This is a genomic window from Buchnera aphidicola (Kurisakia onigurumii), from assembly GCF_039394605.1.
GTDB classification, from domain to species: domain Bacteria; phylum Pseudomonadota; class Gammaproteobacteria; order Enterobacterales; family Enterobacteriaceae; genus Buchnera_I; species Buchnera_I aphidicola_B.
This window is the reverse complement of the sequence record NZ_CP135033.1, coordinates 227,397-248,014: the sequence shown is the minus strand read 5'-3', so window position 1 is coordinate 248,014 and position 20,618 is coordinate 227,397. Positions and strand designations below refer to the sequence as shown.

The 20,618-nt window shown below is 19.2% G+C and carries 17 protein-coding genes and 1 pseudogene; 9 read left to right on the top strand and 9 right to left on the bottom strand.

The window, feature by feature from the left end:
* Positions 1–18: 18 nt before the first annotated feature.
* Together hisS and rlmN are read right to left on the bottom strand one after the other, a co-directional pair.
* The gene (gene hisS / locus RJU59_RS01085; protein ID WP_343155304.1) at positions 19–1,308 is read right to left on the bottom strand and encodes a histidine--tRNA ligase; all 1,290 of its coding nucleotides are present in this window, start codon (positions 1,306–1,308) and stop codon (positions 19–21) included.
* A gap of 103 nt (positions 1,309–1,411) precedes the next feature.
* On the bottom strand, positions 1,412–2,515 hold the full coding sequence (rlmN, locus tag RJU59_RS01080; RefSeq protein WP_343128795.1) for a 23S rRNA (adenine(2503)-C(2))-methyltransferase RlmN: 1,104 nt from the start codon (positions 2,513–2,515) through the stop codon (positions 1,412–1,414).
* 126 nt (positions 2,516–2,641) lie between these two features.
* Here rlmN and RJU59_RS01075 point away from each other — a divergent pair, with 126 nt between their 5' ends.
* Positions 2,642–3,457: an inositol monophosphatase family protein gene (locus tag RJU59_RS01075; protein WP_343128794.1), complete on the top strand. Its 816-nt coding sequence runs from the start codon at positions 2,642–2,644 to the stop codon at positions 3,455–3,457.
* 461 nt (positions 3,458–3,918) lie between these two features.
* On the opposite strand, the gene sohB is transcribed toward RJU59_RS01075, so the two are convergent.
* The gene (gene sohB, locus RJU59_RS01070) at positions 3,919–4,956 is read right to left on the bottom strand and encodes a protease SohB (protein WP_343155303.1); all 1,038 of its coding nucleotides are present in this window, start codon (positions 4,954–4,956) and stop codon (positions 3,919–3,921) included.
* A 183-nt stretch (positions 4,957–5,139) separates the two neighbouring features.
* A complete protein-coding gene (locus RJU59_RS01065; protein ID WP_343155301.1) occupies positions 5,140–5,886 on the bottom strand; it encodes a pseudouridine synthase in 747 nt (248 codons plus the stop codon).
* 337 nt (positions 5,887–6,223) lie between these two features.
* On the opposite strand from RJU59_RS01065, the gene trpD reads away from it, so the two are divergent.
* The 8 genes and pseudogenes from trpD to RJU59_RS02460 all read left to right on the top strand — a co-directional run bounded on the left by trpD (position 6,224) and on the right by RJU59_RS02460 (position 14,631).
* Positions 6,224–7,231: an anthranilate phosphoribosyltransferase gene (trpD, locus tag RJU59_RS01060; protein ID WP_343155299.1), complete on the top strand. Its 1,008-nt coding sequence runs from the start codon at positions 6,224–6,226 to the stop codon at positions 7,229–7,231.
* Positions 7,219–8,579, top strand: a pseudogene (gene trpCF, locus RJU59_RS01055) (bifunctional indole-3-glycerol-phosphate synthase TrpC/phosphoribosylanthranilate isomerase TrpF). Before trpD ends, trpCF begins: the two are co-directional and overlap by 13 nt.
* A 43-nt stretch (positions 8,580–8,622) precedes the next feature.
* Positions 8,623–9,816 (top strand): tryptophan synthase subunit beta, encoded by a 1,194-nt coding sequence (trpB, locus tag RJU59_RS01050; RefSeq protein ID WP_343155298.1) that lies wholly within the window; start codon positions 8,623–8,625, stop codon positions 9,814–9,816.
* Entirely contained in the window at positions 9,813–10,628 is an 816-nt protein-coding gene (trpA, locus tag RJU59_RS01045) for a tryptophan synthase subunit alpha (protein ID WP_343155296.1), read from the top strand. The genes trpB and trpA overlap by 4 nt, the downstream gene beginning before the upstream one ends.
* A gap of 279 nt (positions 10,629–10,907) precedes the next feature.
* Positions 10,908–11,414, top strand: coding sequence for a YciC family protein (locus RJU59_RS02465; protein ID WP_428994330.1), 507 nt, complete (start codon positions 10,908–10,910; stop codon positions 11,412–11,414).
* A 64-nt stretch (positions 11,415–11,478) separates the two neighbouring features.
* Positions 11,479–11,892, top strand: coding sequence for a hotdog domain-containing protein (locus RJU59_RS01035; RefSeq protein ID WP_343128788.1), 414 nt, complete (start codon positions 11,479–11,481; stop codon positions 11,890–11,892).
* Between the two features lie 287 nt (positions 11,893–12,179).
* Positions 12,180–14,063: a signal peptide peptidase SppA gene (sppA, locus tag RJU59_RS01030; protein WP_343155293.1), complete on the top strand. Its 1,884-nt coding sequence runs from the start codon at positions 12,180–12,182 to the stop codon at positions 14,061–14,063.
* Positions 14,064–14,367: 304 nt separating this feature from the next.
* The gene (locus tag RJU59_RS02460; RefSeq protein WP_428994329.1) at positions 14,368–14,631 is read left to right on the top strand and encodes a lipopolysaccharide assembly protein LapA domain-containing protein; all 264 of its coding nucleotides are present in this window, start codon (positions 14,368–14,370) and stop codon (positions 14,629–14,631) included.
* A 176-nt stretch (positions 14,632–14,807) separates the two neighbouring features.
* On the opposite strand, the gene lipA is transcribed toward RJU59_RS02460, so the two are convergent.
* The 5 genes from lipA to RJU59_RS01005 form a co-directional block, all read right to left on the bottom strand.
* Positions 14,808–15,719, bottom strand: a complete 912-nt coding sequence (gene lipA, locus RJU59_RS01025) for a lipoyl synthase (RefSeq protein ID WP_343155292.1) — start codon at positions 15,717–15,719, stop codon at positions 14,808–14,810.
* 57 nt (positions 15,720–15,776) lie between these two features.
* The gene (lipB, locus tag RJU59_RS01020; protein WP_343155290.1) at positions 15,777–16,427 is read right to left on the bottom strand and encodes a lipoyl(octanoyl) transferase LipB; all 651 of its coding nucleotides are present in this window, start codon (positions 16,425–16,427) and stop codon (positions 15,777–15,779) included.
* A gap of 87 nt (positions 16,428–16,514) precedes the next feature.
* Positions 16,515–17,165: a YchE family NAAT transporter gene (locus RJU59_RS01015; protein WP_343155289.1), complete on the bottom strand. Its 651-nt coding sequence runs from the start codon at positions 17,163–17,165 to the stop codon at positions 16,515–16,517.
* A gap of 385 nt (positions 17,166–17,550) precedes the next feature.
* Complete coding sequence (locus RJU59_RS01010; protein ID WP_343155287.1) at positions 17,551–19,509, bottom strand: exoribonuclease II; 1,959 nt, start codon at positions 19,507–19,509, stop codon at positions 17,551–17,553.
* A gap of 239 nt (positions 19,510–19,748) precedes the next feature.
* Positions 19,749–20,507, bottom strand: coding sequence for an enoyl-ACP reductase FabI (locus RJU59_RS01005; protein WP_343155286.1), 759 nt, complete (start codon positions 20,505–20,507; stop codon positions 19,749–19,751).
* Between the last annotated feature and the right edge of the window lie 111 nt (positions 20,508–20,618).

The following is a 20,618-nucleotide window of genomic DNA, read 5'->3' as shown; positions in this document are numbered from 1 at the left end:
TTTTTATTATATTTATTATTATTTAAAATTTAGTACATTTTTTAAAAAAATATTAATTTTTTTAATAGGTATAATTTTTTGTGAAACAGTAATTAAATTTTTTACCATAACACATTTTTTTTCAAATTCTCTTCTTCCTATTATTATCATAATATGTACTTGAGAAGATAATGCCATTTTTATTTTTTTAGATAAATTAGATGAAAAAAAATCTACTTTTAATTTAATATTAGGAAACATAATTCTAATATTATTCGATAACTTTATTGCTTCTAACTTAAAAATTTCTTCTAAAAAAACAATTTTTACATCAATCAATGTAAAATTATTTAATAACTTAGATTTATTAAGTAGTTTTACTGTTAGCAATAATCGATCCATTCCTACAGCTAATCCTATAGATGGTATATCACAATTATTTAATTTTTTTGACAAATAATCATATCTTCCTCCAGCACAAATTGTATTTTGTGTGTCCAATGTATTGTTCTTCCATTCAAATACTATACCATTATAGTAAGATAAACCTCGTACTAAATTTTTATTAATAATAAATGGAATATTAAAAATTTTTAATAATCTGCATAATTTTTTAAATTGAAGAATATATTTTGAATCTAAAAAATCAATTATTTTAGGTGCTCTAATTAATATTTTCTTTATAAAATAATTTTTACTATCCAATAAACCTAATGGATTCAAATCAAGCTTCTTTTTAGAATTCGGATCTAAATATTTTTCATATTTCTTTAAAAAATTTACCAATTTTTTCTGATATTGAATTCTATTTTTTACTGATCCAATGGAATTAATTTCTAATTGAACAAAATCAATAATTCCTAATTTTTTCCACCATTTGTAAGTAATCATTAATAATTCTAATTCAATATCTTCTCTAGATAATCCAAAAACTTCTAAACCTAATTGATAAAATTGTCTATATCTTCCTTTTTGGGGTCTTTCATAACGAAACATAGGTCCTAAATACCATAATCTGGTATCTAAATATTTTTTTATTAATTTATTTTGTATAACTGATCGTACGCATCCTACTGTACCTTCTGGTCTTAAAGTTAAAAAATTTTTACTTTTATCTATAAAAGAATACATTTCTTTTTCTACAATATCTGTCCCTTGTCCAATAGTAGAAGTAAATAATGAAGAAAATTCTAGAATAGGAATTCTAATTTCTTGAAAACAATGCTGTTCTATTACTTTAATAAGTATTTTTTCTATTTTTTTTAAAATTATAACTTCATTAGGAATATAGTCATGGACACCTCTAATAGATCGAAAAAATTTATTCATATTAATTTCTTTTTTTATAAATGTATGTATACAAATATTTTATATAAAAAAAATTTATTACACAATTTAATAAATAAAATTTTACAATTTTTTATACAAAAATTTATTTTATTTTTTTTCTATTATTAATTAATCCTTTTAATTGTCCACAAGCAGCTCCTATATCTTTTCCTCTATTTTTTCGTATTGTTACTATAAAATTTTTTGAAGACAAATAATCAGCAAATTTTTTAATTTTTTCTGGAGAGCTAGAAGAATATTCTGATCCATAAAAATAATTCCATGGAATTAAATTGATTTTATTTTTACTACTCGATAAAATTTGAACTAATTCTTGTGCATTTTTTATAGAATCGTTTACGTTATTTAACATAACATATTCTATAGTAATACCATTTTTATTTGTATGAGATTTTTTCAAATATTTACTAGAAGATGATAATATTTCTTGTATATTATATTTTTTATTTATTGGCATTATTTTACTTCTAACTTTATTATTAGAAGCATGTAAAGAAATTGCTAAATTTATATCTACTTCTTGAATCAATTTATCAATTGCAATCGGTATTCCTGAAGTAGATAAAGTAATTTTATTTTTAGAAAAACCAAATCCCATAGGATGTATCATTATTTTTATAGCAGAAACAACATTTTTAAAATTCAATAATGGTTCACCCATACCCATCAAAACTATGTTAGTAATGGGTTTTAAACAAAGTATAGGATTCTTTATAATAAAATAACAAGCTTTCCACACTTGTCCGATAATTTCAGATACAAATAAATTTCTATTGAATCCTTGCTTTCCTGTAAAACAAAACTTACAATTTAATGCACAACCAATTTGAGATGAAATACACAATGTTGATCTATTTTTTTCAGGTATATATATTGTCTCTACTAACTGATTACCTATAGACACACTCCATTTTATAGTTCCATCTAAAGATTTCTGTTCTTTTATAAATTTCGGTGGTATAATACATGCTATTAAACTTAATTTTTTCTGTAAACTTTTTTTAAAATTAGTCATATTTTCAAATTTAATACAATAACGATGATAAATCCATTTCATTATTTGATCAGCTCTAAATGATTGTTCTCCAATAGAAGAAAAAAAATCTTTCATTTTTACATAATCAAATTCAAATAAATTAATTTTATTTTTTAAAAAATTATCGTTATTAGTAATAGTATTTTGCATAAATTTTCACCAATGAAATTTTATTTAGATATGATAAAAAAATAAAATAGTAAATTTTAAATATAATTTAAAATTATTATTAATTTTTTACATGAAAAATATAAAAATTAAAAAAGGAATTATAAAATGCATCCTATGTTAAATATTGCTATTCGAATTGTTCGGAAAGTAGGTGCTTTTATTGTTCAAGCTTATGATTCTCAACCTACGATCTATAACCAAAAAATACACTTATGTGATATTATTAATAAAATTATTAATAAATCTGAATCTATGATGATGGATATGATTTGTAAATCATATTCTAATCATATAATTATTACTAACAAAAAAAAATTTTTTAATTTTAAAAATAATACAATTTATTGGATAATTAATTCATTAAATGGAAAAAATAATTTTAATAATAAAATACCTTTTTTTTGTATATCTATTTCTGTAATAAATAATAAACAAAATGAAATATCTGTAATTTATGATCCATTACAAAATGAATTGTTTACAGCTGTAAAAGGACAAGGGTCTAAACTAAATGGATATCGAATCAGATGTGATAATTCTCTACCTATCTCACATTCTATAGTTTCAGTAAATAACAACTTTTTTAATTTAAAAAAAATAAATGAAAACAATTTATATTCTCAATTAATTAGTAAATTATATTCTGATGGAATACGATTTAGATGTATTAGTTCTTTTTTATTAAATTTAGCATATATATCAGCAGGAAGATTACAAGGTTTAATACATATTGATATCAAAAAAATTGATTTTATATCTGGAAAACTTCATCTACAAGAATCAGGAATATCAATTAGTGATATCCCAGAGTTAATTATTTCTAATCGAGAAAATTATTCTAATATACTTATAGGAAATGCAAAAATAATAAAATATTTTCATGATACATTTACATACATTTTTAATAAACAAAATAATTAAATCAATAATTAAAAATTGTTGATTTTAAATAACATTATTTAAAATACATTAATAATTAAATTTTCAGCACCAAAACTGAAAACCATACAAATGAAAATAAAAAAATAGATATTTATATTTTTATCTATTAATGTGTTACTTAAATATATAAAAATTATATAATAAAAAATATATTTTTTTTATATTTATAAAATTATTGTTAATTAAAATTTATAAAAAATAATTTATTAACTAATTTAATTAAATAATTAAAAATATTTAAAATATAACACGAAATAAATTATCACATATAAAATATCTATAATTCAATTTAAATTAAATTAACTTTTATACAAAATAATTTTAAATATATTACGTAAAATACATATAATAATTAGTAAAAAAATTATTTATATTTTTGTTAAAAATTTTTTATTAAAAAAAAAATTATTTTTAATTATAAATGTTAATTTTTTAAAATATTATTGATGTATTTTTGAAAAAAATAATGAATTTAATATTTTTGTAATTGAAAAAGTAAACTTATCTACTAAATTTTCAGAAAAAATATATTGAACTTTAACAATATTATATTTATTAATTCTAGAAATAATAAAATTATCACTAGTATCAATTGAATCAATTAATTTTTTTTCTAAAGCTAATGTACCAAACCAATATTCTCCATTACTAACATCTTTAATATTCATATTAGGTCGCATAATAGATACAAAATTTTTAAATAAACTATGAGTTACTTTTAATTCTATACAAAATTTTTCTCTATCATCTTCTGTATTTTTTCCAAATAATGTTAAATTTCTTTTATTAGATCCAGCAGTATGCAATTCTATATCAATGTTATTTTTTTTTAATAACTTATTAAAATTAGGAATTTGTGCAACTACTCCTATAGAACCTATAATTGCAAAAGGAGCGGCAATAATCTTATTTGCTACACAAGCCATTAAATACCCTCCGCTTGCTGCTATTTTATCTACAGATACAATTAGACTAATACCTGCATCACGAATTCTTTGCAATTGAGAGGCTGCTAATCCATATCCAGATACAGTACCACCTCCACTTTCTAAACACACTAATACTTTATCTTTTTTGGTGGCAACAGAAAGAACAGATGTAATTTCTTGACGTAAAGATCGTACTTCATTTGCATTTATTCCACCGTTAAAATCTAAAACATATAAAACTGGTTTTTTAAACTGTAATTCTGGAATTTTTTTTAAAACAAAATATTCAAAAATTTTTTTTAATTTTATTAAGAAATTGCAATTATTGTCATATTTACAAATATCAGTTTCTCTATTATTTATACTAAATAACATCATTTTATTTTTTGTATTAAAATAATGTTTGTTTACAGAAAATATTTTTAAATAACCTGAATTTAAATTTATTTTTTTTTTTATTTTTACAATAAAATTTGTAAAAATCATCAAAAATACTAATAAAGTTATAAACTCTATTACAAATAAACTATATTTTTCTATAATATTCATAATTATTTTCCTCAAAATATCGTAAAAAAAAAAATAAAAATTTATGATAAAAATTAAACATTATATAAATAATTATTTGTTTATATTATTATATAAATAATCAATAAAAATTTCATTATATATATTTTAAAATTAAAATTTTTAATTTTTTTATCTATTTTAATTTTAAAAAAATATTAAAAATTATAAATTTACTTTTTTTAATAATTTTACTACTTCGTTTTTATTTAATTCTATCCAACAACCAGGAAGTAATTTATTAGGAATTGAAAAACCTGCATATTGTAAACGAATTAATTTACTGACAGAAATTCCTACAGAGTTCCATAAACGTTTTACTTCTCTATTTCTACCTTCAGATAAAGTGACTATAAACCATTTATTAAAATTTTTATTTTCATAAAAATATTCAATTTTTTGAAATAATGCAATTTTATTATTTAATAAAACTCCTTTTTTTAATTTATTTATCTTATTGATATTAATATTTCCATATACTTTTACCAAATATTTTCTACTAATTTTATATTTTGGATGCATTAAACGATTAGCCAATTCTCCATTATTCGTAAAAAAAATAATGCCTTCTGTATTAAAATCTAAACGACCAACAGAAATCCATCTTGAATTATACATTTTAGGTAAATTGCTAAAAATTGTTTTTCTCATATCTGATTCTATAGATGTAGAAATTTCTTTTTGAGGTTTATTATATAATAAAACACGTGTAATAAAATTTCTATTTAATGTACAATTTATTAAAACATTATTTAATTTAATAATATTTTTTTTATTTGTATCAATTTTATCTCCTAAAAATATTTTTTTATTATTTATATATATTTTTTCTGACAAAATCATTTTCTCTATTTTTCTACGTGAACCAAAACCTTGACTAGATAAAAATTTTTGCACTCTTTCAATATTCATATTTACATCACTTTATTTTAAATGTATTGAATACATGTTTGATAAAATTATTTATACAAAATATATATACAGTATTTTTTTTTAAACATAAAAAATTATGTAATATTAATTATTACTATAAAAATACAAAAATAATAAAATTTTAACAAAATTAATTTTAATTAAAATTTTTTAAAATATATATTTAAATATGTAACATTTGAACTAAATTAAAAATTCGTATAGGGTATAAATATCTAATTCAAATAATTTTGATAAATTATTAAAATATTAATCAAAAATGAATTAATATTTTTAATTTTATAAAAAAATTATTTTTAAATAATTTTAATAAAAAATGAAAAAAATAATACAAAAAATATATTCATCTAAAAAATTAAATTTATTAGACAGTTATAATTTATTTAATTCAATTTTTTCTAATCCTATTAACAACTGTGAATTATCTTCTATATTAATTGCAATGAAAATTAGAGGAGAAGGACAAAAAGAAATTTTAAGTCTTATTAAACTATTTTCAAAAAATGCAAAATTATTTCCTTCTCCTAAATATAAATTTGCTGACATTGTAGGAACTGGAGGAGATAAATCTAATAGTATTAATATATCAACATTGAGTGCATTTGTTGCTGCAAGTTACGGAATAAAAATTGCTAAACATTGTAATACAGCAATTACAAGCAAAATAGGATCTGCAAATATTTTAAAAAAATTAAAAATCAATCTTAATATTACTCCACAAGAATCTCTATTATCATTAGATAAATTGAATATTTGTTTTTTATTGGCTCCAATATATTATCCTATTTTTCAATCTGTATCGCATATTAGAAAAAAATTAAATACTAGAACAATTTTTAATATTATAGGTCCTATGTTAAATCCTGCTAAACCTAAATTTATTTTAATAGGTGTATACCATATTAAATGGTTATTACCAGTAGCTAAAATGTTAAAAAAATTAAATTATAAGCATGCTATAGTTGTTCACAGCGCAAATACCGATGAAATTACCTTATTTGAAAAAACTTATGTTGCAGAATTAAAAGAAAAATTAATTTCATCTTATGAAATTTATCCTTCTGATTTTGGTTTTAAAAAATTCTTAAAAAAAGATAATAAAAAAAATCAAAATAATTATGATATTGCTATAAAAACATTACAAGGAAAAGGACAAAAAATTCATGAATATACTATAGCCGCTAATGTTGCTATGTTATTAAAATTATTTGGAAAAGAAAACTTAAAATATAATGCTCAAGAAGCATTAGAAATAATTCGAAATGGAACAGCATATAAAAAAATACTTTTACTTTCTAAATTAGGAAAATCATGCAAAAGATAACACTACAAAAAATTATTCAAAATAAATTAAATTGGATTAATAAAAGAAAAAAAGTACAACCTTTAAGTCAAATAAAAAATAAAATTAATACTTCTACTAGAAAATTCAAAAAAAGTATAAAAAATAAAAAAACTTCTTTAATTTTAGAATTAAAAAAATCATCTCCTTCAGAAGGTATTATTAGAAAAGATTTCGATATAAACAAGATATCTAAAATATATAAGAAATATGCTTCAGCGGTTTCTGTACTAACTGACGAAAATTTTTTTCAAGGAAATTTTGAATATATACCTCAAGTCAAATCAATAATCACACAACCTGTTTTATGTAAAGATTTTTTTATAGATATATATCAAGTTTATTTAGCAAGATATTATCAATCAGATGCAATTTTACTAATATTATCTATTCTGAATGATATGCAATATACTTTTTTATATAATACAGCAAAAAATATGAAAATGAATATTATTACTGAAGTAAATAATGAAATAGAATTAAAAAGAGCTTTATATTTACCTTCAGAAATTATTGGAATTAATAATAGAAATCTAAATGATTTCAGTATTGATATTAGTAAAACAGAAAAAATAGCTCCTTTAATACCAAAAAAAAAAATTATTATTAGTGAATCCGGTATTATTAATTATAATATTATTCAAAGATTAAAAAAATATGTTAATGGTTTTCTAATTGGTACAGCAATAATGAAAAAAAAAGATATTGAATCTTCCATAAATTCTTTAATTTTTGGAAAAAATAAAATATGTGGAATAAAAAAAAAAACTATGCTGTTATAGCTAAAAAAGTAGGAGCAATATATTGCGGATTAATTTTTATAAAAAATTCAAAAAGAAATATTAATATTTCTACTGCATTAAATATTGTGCAAAATGTACATATGAAATATGTAGCAGTATTTCAAAATGAATTAATTTCAATTATTGTTAATATCACGAAAATAATTCCTGTATATGCAATTCAATTACATGGAACAGAAAATCAAAAATATATTAATAAATTAAAAAAAAAAATAAATTCTGATATTCAAATTTGGAAAGCTATAGGAATTATTAATGAAATTCCAATAATAAACTTTAATAATATACAAAAATATATATTCGATAACCATAAAGGTGGTAGCGGAAATACATTTAATTGGTCATTAATAAAAAAAAACCAAAATAAAAATATATTATTAGCAGGAGGAATTAATATAAAAAATTGTATACAAGCTAGCAATATGGGTTTTATGGGTTTAGATTTAAATTCAGGAGTTGAAATTTATCCAGGATGTAAATCGGAAAAAAAAATAAAAAAAATATTTGAATTAATTGGTATTAATTAAATATTAAAAACAATAAACACACTTAATATTAGAATAAATAAAAATGACTTTATTAAATTCCTATTTCGGAAATTTTGGAGGAATGTATGTTCCTCAAATATTAATTCCTGCATTATACCAATTAGAAGATGCATTTGTTTCTTCTCAAAAAGATAAAAATTTTTTAATGAAAATAAAATACTTATTAAAAAATTACGCAGGAAGACCAACACCTCTAACCTTATGTAAAAATATTACCAAAGGTACTAATACAAAAATATATTTAAAACGAGAAGATTTATTACATGGAGGAGCACATAAAACAAATCAAGTAATAGGGCAAGCATTATTAGCAGTTAGAATGAAAAAAAAAGAAATAATCGCAGAAACAGGAGCTGGTCAACATGGAGTAGCTACTGCTATGATTTGTTCTTTATTAAATTTAAAATGTCGTATTTATATGGGTAAAAAAGATATTCAAAGACAAAATTTAAATGTATTAAGAATGAAACTCATGGGAGCAAAAATAATACCAGTTTCAACAGGCACACAAACATTAAAAGACGCATGCAATGAAGCATTACGAGATTGGTCAGGAAGTTATGAAAAATCACATTACATGATAGGAACAGTAGCTGGACCTCACCCATATCCTACTATCGTTAAAGAATATCAAAAAATAATAGGCAAAGAAACTAAACAACAAATTTTAGATCAAGAAGGAATATTTCCTAACTTAATAATTGCATGCGTAGGAGGAGGATCTAATGCTATTGGTATTTTTTCAAATTTTATTAAAAATGAACAAGTGAATTTAATAGGAGTAGAACCAGCTGGTAAAGGAATAGATACAGGAAAACACGGAGCCCCTTTACAAAATGAAAAAATAGGAATTTATTTCGGAATGAAATCTGCCATTATGCAAAACCAAGAAGGACAAATACAAGAATCTTGGTCTATTTCTTCTGGTTTAGATTTTCCATCAATTGGTCCTGAACATGTATTTTTAAAAAAAAATAATAGAGTAAAATATGTATCTATTACAGATGATGAAGCAATAAATGCATTTGTTACATTATGTAAAAAAGAAGGAATTATACCAGCATTAGAATCATCTCATGCAATTGCTTATGCTATTAAAATTATGAATAAAAATACTAAAAAAAAACAAATTATTATTGTTAACTTATCTGGAAGAGGAGATAAAGATTTAATTACTGTTGAAAATTTCTTAAAAAATAAGAGAAAATTAAAATGAATCGATATAAAAATTTATTTAATCATTTAAAAAAAAAAAATGAAGCATGTTTTACTCCTTTTATCATAATAGGAGATCCTAATTTTGAAGATTCATTATCAATTATTGATATACTAATTAAAAATGGAGCAGATGCATTAGAATTAGGAATTCCTTTTTCTGATCCTATAGCAGATGGAATCACTATTCAAAAATCTAATTTACGATCTTTTTCATCAGGAATAAATGTTCAAAAATGTTTTAAATTTATACAAAAAATACGAATAAAATATCCAAATATACCTATTGGAATATTAGTATATGCAAATATTATTTTTAATAAAGGAATAAAAAATTTTTATTCTGAATGTTCATTCACTGGTATTGATTCTGTTTTAATACCTGACGTTCCATTACAAGAATACAAAATATTTTTAAAATATGCTAATATTTTTAATATTAATTCTATATTTATATGCCCTCCTAATGCTGATAAAAATATTATTGAAAAAATATCTTTATATGGAACAGGATATATATATTTATTGTCTCGATCAGGAGTAACAGGAACAAAAAATGAAGCTATTTTGCCTGATAAAAAAATAATTAGTATGCTAAAACAAAAAAGTAATACACCTTTATTACAAGGTTTTGGAATTTCTGATACCATGTATATTAAAAATTTATTAAAAATAGGTATATCAGGTGTAATATGTGGTTCAGTAATTATTGAAAAAATTGAAAAATATTATAAAAAAAATATTGTAATGTACAATTCTATTGGAAAATTAGTTAAAAAATTAAAGAAATCTACTATTTTAAAAAAAAATTAATTTAATAATAGTTAAAATACAACATACTTTTTTTTAAAAATAAAATATTAAAAATATAATTAATTATACTAAAAAAATATTTTTATTATATTTATTAATTGTATTTAAATATATTTATTATATTTATTAATTGTATTTAAATATATTTATTTTATTATTTTTTAAAATGTACAATATTTACTATATTACATAAAAATAATATATTTGATTCTAACAATATAAATATAAAAAAATATATCAACAGAATTTTAAAAATCAATATAAAAAACTTTTATTATTATGTTATTGTTAAAAACATTAATTTATTTAATAGGAAATACATTATTAATAGGAAGTATAATTTTAATAATTAGATATTTTCATGAAAAAAAAAAAAAAAACATTTTATTTTATATAAAAAAAATTATTTATAATTTTCCAAAACTCTTTATTTTAAATTTAATTATCAATGTAAGTATTCAGATTATTTGTTTTATATTTTTTTTCTTAGGAATATTTTTTTTTATATTATGTTTATTAACTCTTATAATATTCCTATCAAAAAGAAAAAATTTTTTTGATTCTTTTTTATATAGTACTCAAGTTGTATTAAAAAACTTTAAAATAATTTCTATTCTTATTTTAATCGTATTATTCTTTAAATTATTAATATTAATATTATTACATTCGTATGCATTTTTATCTATATGCTCTATTGTTACAGTATCAAGCATGTTTATTAATTTAATTTCTTCTATTTTAATTATATATTTATTTCGAAAATACATGATAAAATGTCAAAAATAATGTTTCTACATCTTTTTATATAAGATATAAAAAATTAGTAAAAAAATAAAAAATGAATATTAAAATGAATATAAAAAAATATAAAAATATTCCTAATGGAATTCTTACATTACAAACTATTGCAATGCCATCAAAAATAAATTCTAACGGAAATATTTTTGGTGGTTGGATAATGTCTCAAATAGATTTATCTGGAGGAATTTTAGCAAAAGAAATATCAGGAGGTAAAGTATCTACTCTAAAAATAAAAAAATTAATTTTTTATAAACCAATTAATTCGGGTGATTTAATTAGTTGTTACTCTCAGATAAAAAAAATTGGAAATACCTCTATAACAATTGATATTGAAATTTGGATAAAAAAAATTAATTCAGATTACTTTGGAAAATTTTATCAATCAACTAAAGCTACTTTAATATATGTTGCAATAGATAATAAAGGAATTCCGAGAAAAATTTTTCCTATAAGTATTATTTAAATAATCAATAAACTTAATTTTATAAAAATATATAATAAATAAAAATTAATTTTTATATATAAATATTACATTTTCAATACGTATATATATTTATATTCTATATAGAATAGATATTCAAATTAAAAAATTAATATAAAGATAAAAAAAAATAAAATGTTTTATAAAAATTTAATATATATTTAAAAATATTTTAAATTTATAAATAATAAAAAATTTTTTATAATTAAAAAAAAATAATTCTTATTCTTATTTTTTTATTTTTAATTTAAAAAAAAAAGAGATATCATATGCAAATATTATGGAGATCTATTAAATATGTTTTAAAAACATTTTTTAATTCATTAACTTTTATCAGAGAATTAACACTGAATTTAATATTAATTATAGCATTAATAATTTTATTATTACCTTTTTTTAAAATTATTCACTTTAATAAAAAAATAAATAATGTTCCTAGAGCTTTAAAAATCGATTTAGAAGGTTTTTTATCAGATGATTTTTCTAAATATCAATCAGAAGGTATTTCAAATAATTTTATTTCAAAAAAACAAATAATAAAAGAAAATAATTCATTTTATACTATTGTATCAAAAATTAGACAAGCTGCAAATGATAAAAACATTACTGGAATTGTATTAGATCTAAAAAATTTTGAAGGTGGTTCTCGTAATAATATTGATTATATTGGAAAAGCATTATGTGAATTTAAAAAAACTGGAAAAAAAATATATGGGATAGGTAAAAATTTTACACAATCTCAATATTATTTAAATAGTTTTGCAAATAAAATTTTTTTATGTAATAACGGAAGTGTAAACTTAACAGGATTTCATTATTCAGAATTTTATTACAAAAAATTATTAAATAATTTATATATTCATAGCGATATATTTAGAATTGGAAAATATAAATCCGCAGTCGAACCTATGATTAGAAATCATATATCTGATCACATAAAAAAAATAAAACAAAATTGGATGAATTATTTATGGAAATCATACGTTCTAACTATAGCAAAAAATAGAAACACTTCATATCGAACCATATTTCCAACAGAAAAACAATATATTAAAGAATTTAAAGAATTAAATTGTAATATGACTATTTATGCTAAAAAACATAAGTTAGTAGATGAAATACTCTCTCCGTTAGATATAGAAATAAAATTAATAAGATTATTCGGTTTTAATAAAAAAGAAATTGATTATAATTCAATTAGTATTTACGATTATTTATTAAAAAAAAATCATAAAAATAAAACAAACAAAATAGCTGTGATATCAGCACAAGGAGCAATTACAAGCTCTACAAAAAATAATAAAAATAATATAGATACATTTTCTTTAATAAAAGAAATATATAAAGCAAAAAAAGATGATAATGTTAAAGCATTAATATTAAGAATAAATAGTCCTGGAGGAGGAGTATATTTCTCTGAATTAATTCGTAAAAGCTTAATAAGTTTTAAAAAATCAGGTAAACCGCTAATAATTTCTATGGGAAGTATAACTGCTTCAGGAGGATATTGGATTTCAACAGCGGGTGATTATTTAATTGCACATCCTACTACTTTAACAGGTTCAATTGGAATTTTTAGTATTATTACAAATATTGAAACATCTCTAAAAAAAATTGGTATTTTTAACAATAGTGTTCAAACATCTTCTTTATATAATAAAAATTATACTCATCATTTAAGCCCAAATATCAAAAAATTACACCAAATAAATTTAATTCATCATTATAATCAATTTCTTAAAATAGTAGCATTATCAAGACACAAAACAACAGAAGAAGTAAATAAAATAGGTGAAGGTCGTATATGGGGTGGTATTTTAGCAAAAAAAATTGGATTAGTAGATGAAATAGGAGATTTTGATTCTGCTATTAAAAAAGCAGCTGAATTGTCTCATCTTAAAAATTATAGTCTTGATATCAAAACAACAAAAATTCATATATGGAAAAATTTATCTAAATCTTTTAATCAATATACCAGTAAAATGTTCTTAAATTCGTTAAATTCATATTTACCTGAATTAATAATAGAAAAGAAATTTTTCGATTTATATAATAAAATAAAAGCAATATTTCCTTTACTATATATTAACGGTATGCAAGATCCAGACGATTGTTATGCAATTTGTCTATATTTTAATAATATAGATATATAAATCTATACTTTATTACTAATAATAATTGTAAAAAAATAAATTTTTGCAATTATTATTTTTTTTATTTTTGTAAAAAAATTAAAATAAATAATTAAATAATTTCTGCAAGAATATAAATTTTATTTTTTTTATTATATTATATTTACAATAAGTATTTTTATTATTAATATGAAATATAGATATTAAAAAAATATAAATTTTAAAATTTTTAAAAATGTATTGTTTTATAGTAGAAATAAAAATATTTTTACACTATTTATAATTTTTTACTTAATTAAACATAAAATCATATTTAAGGTTTGTTATGAAATATATTTTTGTATTTATAATATCATTATTTTTATTTATTATTTTTAATATTATTAAAAATAATAATTCAAGTATTATTACTGTTAATTATATTATCCATGAAATTAAATGTCCTATTTATATATTAATTTCAATTTCAATTATATTAGGATTTACCATTAGTTTTTTAATATTTTCTTTTAAATATATATATTTATTAATAAAATATAATCGAATTAAAAAAAATAATTTAAAAAATAAAAATAAAACAATTAAATAATTAAAAAATTATTAAAATAATAGTATAAATATACAATTTTTTTATTAAATAATATTTGTTATTAACAACCTTTCTTTCTTGATTTTAAATAAAAATATTATTTTATTGAAGGGTTGTAAATAAAAATTAATTTATATATTTAAAAAATATAAATTATTTAAATAATAAAAAATATATTAAAAAAATTTATATTGATCTTTCGCATGATAAGAAGATCGAACTAAAGGACCAGAAAATACATTATTAAAACCTATTGAAATAGCTTCTTCTTTTATATTTTTAAATTCTAAAGGAGTTATATATCTTTTTACTGGAAGATGTGATGATGTAGGTTGTAAATATTGACCAATAGTAATCATGGAAACTCCTACATTATATAAATCTTTCATAACTTTTACTATTTCTGATAATTTTTCTCCTAACCCTAACATAATTCCTGATTTAGTTGGTACATTCGGATTATAAAATTTAAATAATTCTAATAACTTTAAAGAATTTAAATAATTTGCTCCAGGTCTAATTTTTTTATATAATCTTGGAACATTTTCTAAATTATGATTGAAAATATCAGGAGAACTCTGAGATATCGTTTTTACGGCTAAATTTAAACAAGACCTAAAATCTGGAACTAATATTTCAATAGTAATTTGTTTTTTTATTTTTCGAATTTCTTGAATAGACTTTAAGAAATGACCGGAACCACCATCTTTTAAATCATCTCTATTTACTGAAGTTAATACAACATGTTGAATATTAATTTTTGAAATTACTTTCTTTAATTTTTTAGGTTCTTTAACATCTGGATGATTTGGACGTCCTTTAGAAACTGCACAAAAAGGACATTTTCTTGTACATATAGATCCTAAAATCATAAAAGTAACTGTACCATTGTTAAAACACTCTGATAAATTAGGACATTGTGCTTCTTCACATACAGAATTTAAATTTAATTTTCTTAACATATTTTTCATTTGAATAATTTTAGAAAAACTAGAAGGTAATTTTATTTTTATCCAACTCGGTTTTTTAAAATTTTTATTAATTTCACATTTTCGAAATTGAATAGGAATAAAATTATTTTTGTTCATATTAAAATATTGTATCCTTTATAAATTAAAATATAAAATATTAAAAAATATATATTTTTAAACACTTAATACTTTATATATGTTACACATATTGTGAAATTGTTTAATTATTTCTATCTGTACTTGTTGAAACGTTATATTTTTATTTATATCTATCATTTGAGTCATTTGAATTTTTTTATTCCCACAAGGAAAAATATACTTAAAAGGATATAAACTCATATTTACATTTAAGCTAAAACCATGTAATGAACATCCTTTTTCAATTCTCAAGCCAACAGAAGCAATTTTTTTTAAATTATAATAAATACCTGGATGAATATAATCTATATAAGCATCAATAAAAAATTTTTTTAAAATATTTATAATGAATTCTTGTATGAAAAATAAAAATTCTTTGAAATTAATTTTTTGATTTCGTAAATTAATTAAAAAATATATTAACTGCTGACCTGGACCATGATATGTAATTTTTCCACCTCGATTACTTGGAAAAACAGGTATATTATTTATATAATCAATACTCAAACTATTATTAAAATTTTTTGTTTGTCCCAACGTAAATACTGGATAATGTTCTACCATCCAAATTTCATCTAATGTATTTTTTTTTCTTTCTTTGGTAAATTTATTCATTAATTCATAAACATATTTCCAATTTCTTATTCCTAATTTTTTAATAATAATAGCTTGAGAAAATTTTTTCATTTTTTTATATTATAAAAAATTATTACTATATTAAATTATTTTTATTTTATTATATTTTTATATATAAAATATATATTAATAATTAAGTTATTTTGCTAAAACTTTTTTTATTAATAAACTAGATTTTATACCTGTGATAATTAATTCTATTCCTAATGACATTAATAATAAACCCATTATTCTTGTAACAATGTTAATTCCAGTCGTTTTTAAAATTTTAACAACCCATGGAGATGTTTTGAATATCATCCAACAAAAAAAAGTAAAAATCGCAATAATTACAATTCCAATTAAAATATTTATATAATTAGAATGTTGAGCACTCCACATAATAACAGAACTAATAGCTCCTGGTCCTGCAAGTAAAGGAGTAGCTAAAGGTATTATTCCTATATTACTTTTAATATTTTTTTTACTATTTTTAATATTATTTTTTTTAATTAATGTACCATTAATCATAGACATAGCAATAATAGAAACTAAAATACCTCCTGCTATTCGAAATGAATTCATAGATATATCAAATAATTTTAATATTTTTTCTCCTGAAAAAATAGAGATAGATAATATAATAAAAGCACCAAAATTAGCTATTCGATTAATTTTTTTTCTTTCTTGTTCGGTGTATTGACTAGTCATACTAGTAAAAATAGGTATCATTCCAATTGGATTGATTACAGCGAATAAATGAATAAAAAATTTTACATAAATAGAAATATCAGATAAAATTAAATGCATCTTTTCTCCAACAAAATTAATTAAATAAATGAATTCAAAAAAAATGTTTCTTAACAAATTATTTAATTTTTATAAACATATAATTTTAATTTTAAAAATTTTTATAAAAAATAAAAATTAAAATTAATGCTGTATAATCCCTATTATTGAATATAAATAATAAAAATTAATTATTTTTTTTAATAAATATTCTTAAAATAAAAATACTTATTAAAAATCTTCATAAAATATTATTTAATTATAACATAACTAAATATTTTATATTATATGAAATATAAAAACAAAAATAATTCTATTATTAAAAAATATTAAATATATAAAACAAATTAATTAAAATTTAAATATTAATTTGATTTTTTATATTAAAAAAATAAAATACATTTTATTAATTTAAAATTTCTGCTACTACTATTTTAGTGTTTTCATTAATATCACGAATAAAAATTTTTACAATATCTGAAACACGATATTTAACTTTTCCATTTATTAAAACTATTCCTAAAATTTGATTAAAATAAATTTCTTCTTTATTATAATGTATTAAATAAAAAGGTACTAATACATAACATCCTATTTTTTTTAATTGTACTTGAATTCCATTCTTATATATATCAGTAATTTCTCCTAAAAATATTTTATTCACAAAATTATTATTTTTTATAAAAATAAAATATAACCATTTTTTTAATTCTTTTTCAATTAATCTATTTTTATTTTTTACTTCTAAAATATGTGAAATAGTAATTTTTTTTAAAACATCATTACATAAATGAGATTTTTTTTTTATTATTAATTTTATTAATCTATGGTTAATCATATCAGTATATTTTCTAATAGGAGAAGTCCAAGTTGAATATAATTGTACTCCTAAAGCAAAATGTGGTTCTGGTATCAAACTAATATTTCCAAAAGATTGCAATTTTTTCATACGAAAATGAATATAACTATCTGAATATATATTTAAAAATCTTCTAGCTTCAGAAAAATTATCTATAGAACCGATATTTTTAATACTTAATTTAACACCATAATTTTCTAAAAAACGTGAAATTTTTTTAAAAGAATAAGAATTAAATCCACTATGTACATTATATATACCTTTTTTAATATTTTTTGATAAAAATATTGCTGATGCAATATTTGCTACAATCATAGCTTCTTCCACCATACGATGAGCTATTCTTCTTATTTCTTTGTCAATACCAATTATATTTTTTTCTTTATCAAATATAAATTTATATTCGTATCTATCTTGAAAAATTAATGAATGATATTTTCTCCATAAAAATCTTTTTTTAAAAAATTCAAATAATAAATTTAATTGACGTTCTGTTTCTATATTTTTAGGATTCCAATTACTATTATTATTTTCTATCCAATTAGAAACTTTTTCATATGATAATTTATATTTTGATTGAATAGTTGCTAAAAAAAAATTAATACTTTTTTTTATTAAAAAACCATTTTTGTCAATTTTTACTTTACAAACTAATGTAGATTTATTTTTATTAGGATGAATAGAATATATTTTTTCAGATAATTCTCTTGGAATCATAGGTATATCTAAACCAGGTAAATAATTTGTAAAAGATTTTTTATAAGCTAAAATATCCAATTCACTATTTTGTTTAATATATGCAGTAGGATCAGATATCGCAATATATATTATAAATTCTTTTAATATATTTTTTTTTATAAATATTGCATCATCAATATCCTTTGTATTGCTGTTGTCAATAGTAATAAAATTTAAATTAGTTAAATCTTTTCTATCTTTTTCTTCTTGATCAGTAATATATTTACTAATATTAATTTTAGGTTCTTGGCATTCAATTTGATATCTATATAAAGTAACTATCCAAGGTATATTATTGTTTGTTTTTTTTGATATAAATTTTAATATTTTCGCATAAAAAAAATTACTTCCCGACAACTTATGTCCAACTAATTCAGATTCAATCCAATCCCCAGTATTAACTCTATTAAATATTTCAGAATCAAAATTACAAATTATCATTTCTTGAATATAAGGATATACTGGAATAACATATTTTTTATTTCCTATTTTTTTTATAGTACCAATAAATTTTTTTAAAAATGATTTAATTAATTTAATGGGAATTGCAATTTCTCTACCTTTTTCGATTTTTAATTCAGCTAATATTAAATCTCCATTAATAACTCGATTCATATAAATGGAAGGAATAAATAATTTTCTATATATTTTTTTTTTTTTTAAAAAACCAAAACCATAATTTGTTTTTTTTACAATACCTTGAACTGTTTTTTTATTTTTCTGAAAATTTTTTTTTAACTTTTTAAGTAATTGATTATTTTGAAACATATTTTATCAACCTAATTAAAAATTTAGAAATACTTATATATTAATACAAATAAAATTTGTATTATATAAAAAAATATTATTTTTTTATTAACAAATATTTTTTTAAAAAATAATTTAATTTTATTTAAAATATTTCATAGTATAATCATACAATTTTTTTATTTCAGTATAAATTAATATATTTATATAATTTATATTTTTCGTTATGAAAAATAAAAATAAAATATTTTTTTATTTATTTATACAATATTATCACCTCCATTAGAATAAATTACTTGACCAGAAATACTTTTGGATAAATCTGAACATAAAAATGAAGCAACATTACCAATATCATATGTTGTAATAGAAGATTTAAATAAAGAATTTTTATTTCTTTGTTTTATATATTGTTTAAAATTATATATAGATACGGAAGAAACTGTTTTGATAGCAGGAGCAGAAATAGCATTTACACGAATATTTTTATCAGATAAAGCATATGCCATATATCTAACATTAGATTCTAAAGAAGCTTTAGCTAATCCCATAACATTATAGTTAGGTATTACTTTTGAAGAACCTAAAAATGATATTGTAATTAAAGAAGATCCTGGATTTAACATTTTAATACTTTCTTTAGCTAAAGCAGAAAAACTGTATGAAGTAATTTCATGAGATATAGAAAATTGATTTTTATTCAAATTTTTTATAAAATTTCCATTTAATGATTTTTTATCAGCATACGCAATAGAATGTATAAAACCATCAAATTTTTTCCATTTTTTTTTTAAATCAAAAAATAATTTTTTTATATTGATATCTTCCGAAACATCACATGGAATAACTATATTAGAATTAAAATCATTTGCTAATAATTTAATTCTGTTTTTTATTTTTTTATTTTTATAACTGAACGCTAAAATAGCATTTTTATCATACATCGATTTTGCTATTCCATAAGCAATAGATTGTTTGTTAGTTATTCCAGTTATTAAAAATTTTTTTCCTGTTAACATATTGTGTATTTTTACCTTATTTTTATAAATAATTATTTTTATACATTATTAATAATATAAAAATTTAAAATTTTTTGAAAATATATATTATTATAATCATGTAATGATAAA

Coding starts and splice junctions, on each gene's coding strand:
- RJU59_RS01005 (WP_343155286.1), bottom strand. CDS start 20,507: ATGTTAACAGGAAAAAAATTTTTAATAACTGGAATAACTAACAAACAA.
- RJU59_RS01075 (WP_343128794.1), top strand. CDS start 2,642: ATGCATCCTATGTTAAATATTGCTATTCGAATTGTTCGGAAAGTAGGT.
- hisS (WP_343155304.1), bottom strand. CDS start 1,308: ATGAATAAATTTTTTCGATCTATTAGAGGTGTCCATGACTATATTCCT.
- lipB (WP_343155290.1), bottom strand. CDS start 16,427: ATGAAAAAATTTTCTCAAGCTATTATTATTAAAAAATTAGGAATAAGA.
- RJU59_RS01015 (WP_343155289.1), bottom strand. CDS start 17,165: ATGCATTTAATTTTATCTGATATTTCTATTTATGTAAAATTTTTTATT.
- trpB (WP_343155298.1), top strand. CDS start 8,623: ATGACTTTATTAAATTCCTATTTCGGAAATTTTGGAGGAATGTATGTT.
- RJU59_RS01035 (WP_343128788.1), top strand. CDS start 11,479: ATGAATATAAAAAAATATAAAAATATTCCTAATGGAATTCTTACATTA.
- lipA (WP_343155292.1), bottom strand. CDS start 15,719: ATGAACAAAAATAATTTTATTCCTATTCAATTTCGAAAATGTGAAATT.
- RJU59_RS01010 (WP_343155287.1), bottom strand. CDS start 19,509: ATGTTTCAAAATAATCAATTACTTAAAAAGTTAAAAAAAAATTTTCAG.
- sppA (WP_343155293.1), top strand. CDS start 12,180: ATGCAAATATTATGGAGATCTATTAAATATGTTTTAAAAACATTTTTT.
- rlmN (WP_343128795.1), bottom strand. CDS start 2,515: ATGCAAAATACTATTACTAATAACGATAATTTTTTAAAAAATAAAATT.
- RJU59_RS02465 (WP_428994330.1), top strand. CDS start 10,908: ATGTTATTGTTAAAAACATTAATTTATTTAATAGGAAATACATTATTA.
- RJU59_RS02460 (WP_428994329.1), top strand. CDS start 14,368: ATGAAATATATTTTTGTATTTATAATATCATTATTTTTATTTATTATT.
- trpA (WP_343155296.1), top strand. CDS start 9,813: ATGAATCGATATAAAAATTTATTTAATCATTTAAAAAAAAAAAATGAA.
- trpD (WP_343155299.1), top strand. CDS start 6,224: ATGAAAAAAATAATACAAAAAATATATTCATCTAAAAAATTAAATTTA.
- sohB (WP_343155303.1), bottom strand. CDS start 4,956: ATGAATATTATAGAAAAATATAGTTTATTTGTAATAGAGTTTATAACT.
- RJU59_RS01065 (WP_343155301.1), bottom strand. CDS start 5,886: ATGAATATTGAAAGAGTGCAAAAATTTTTATCTAGTCAAGGTTTTGGT.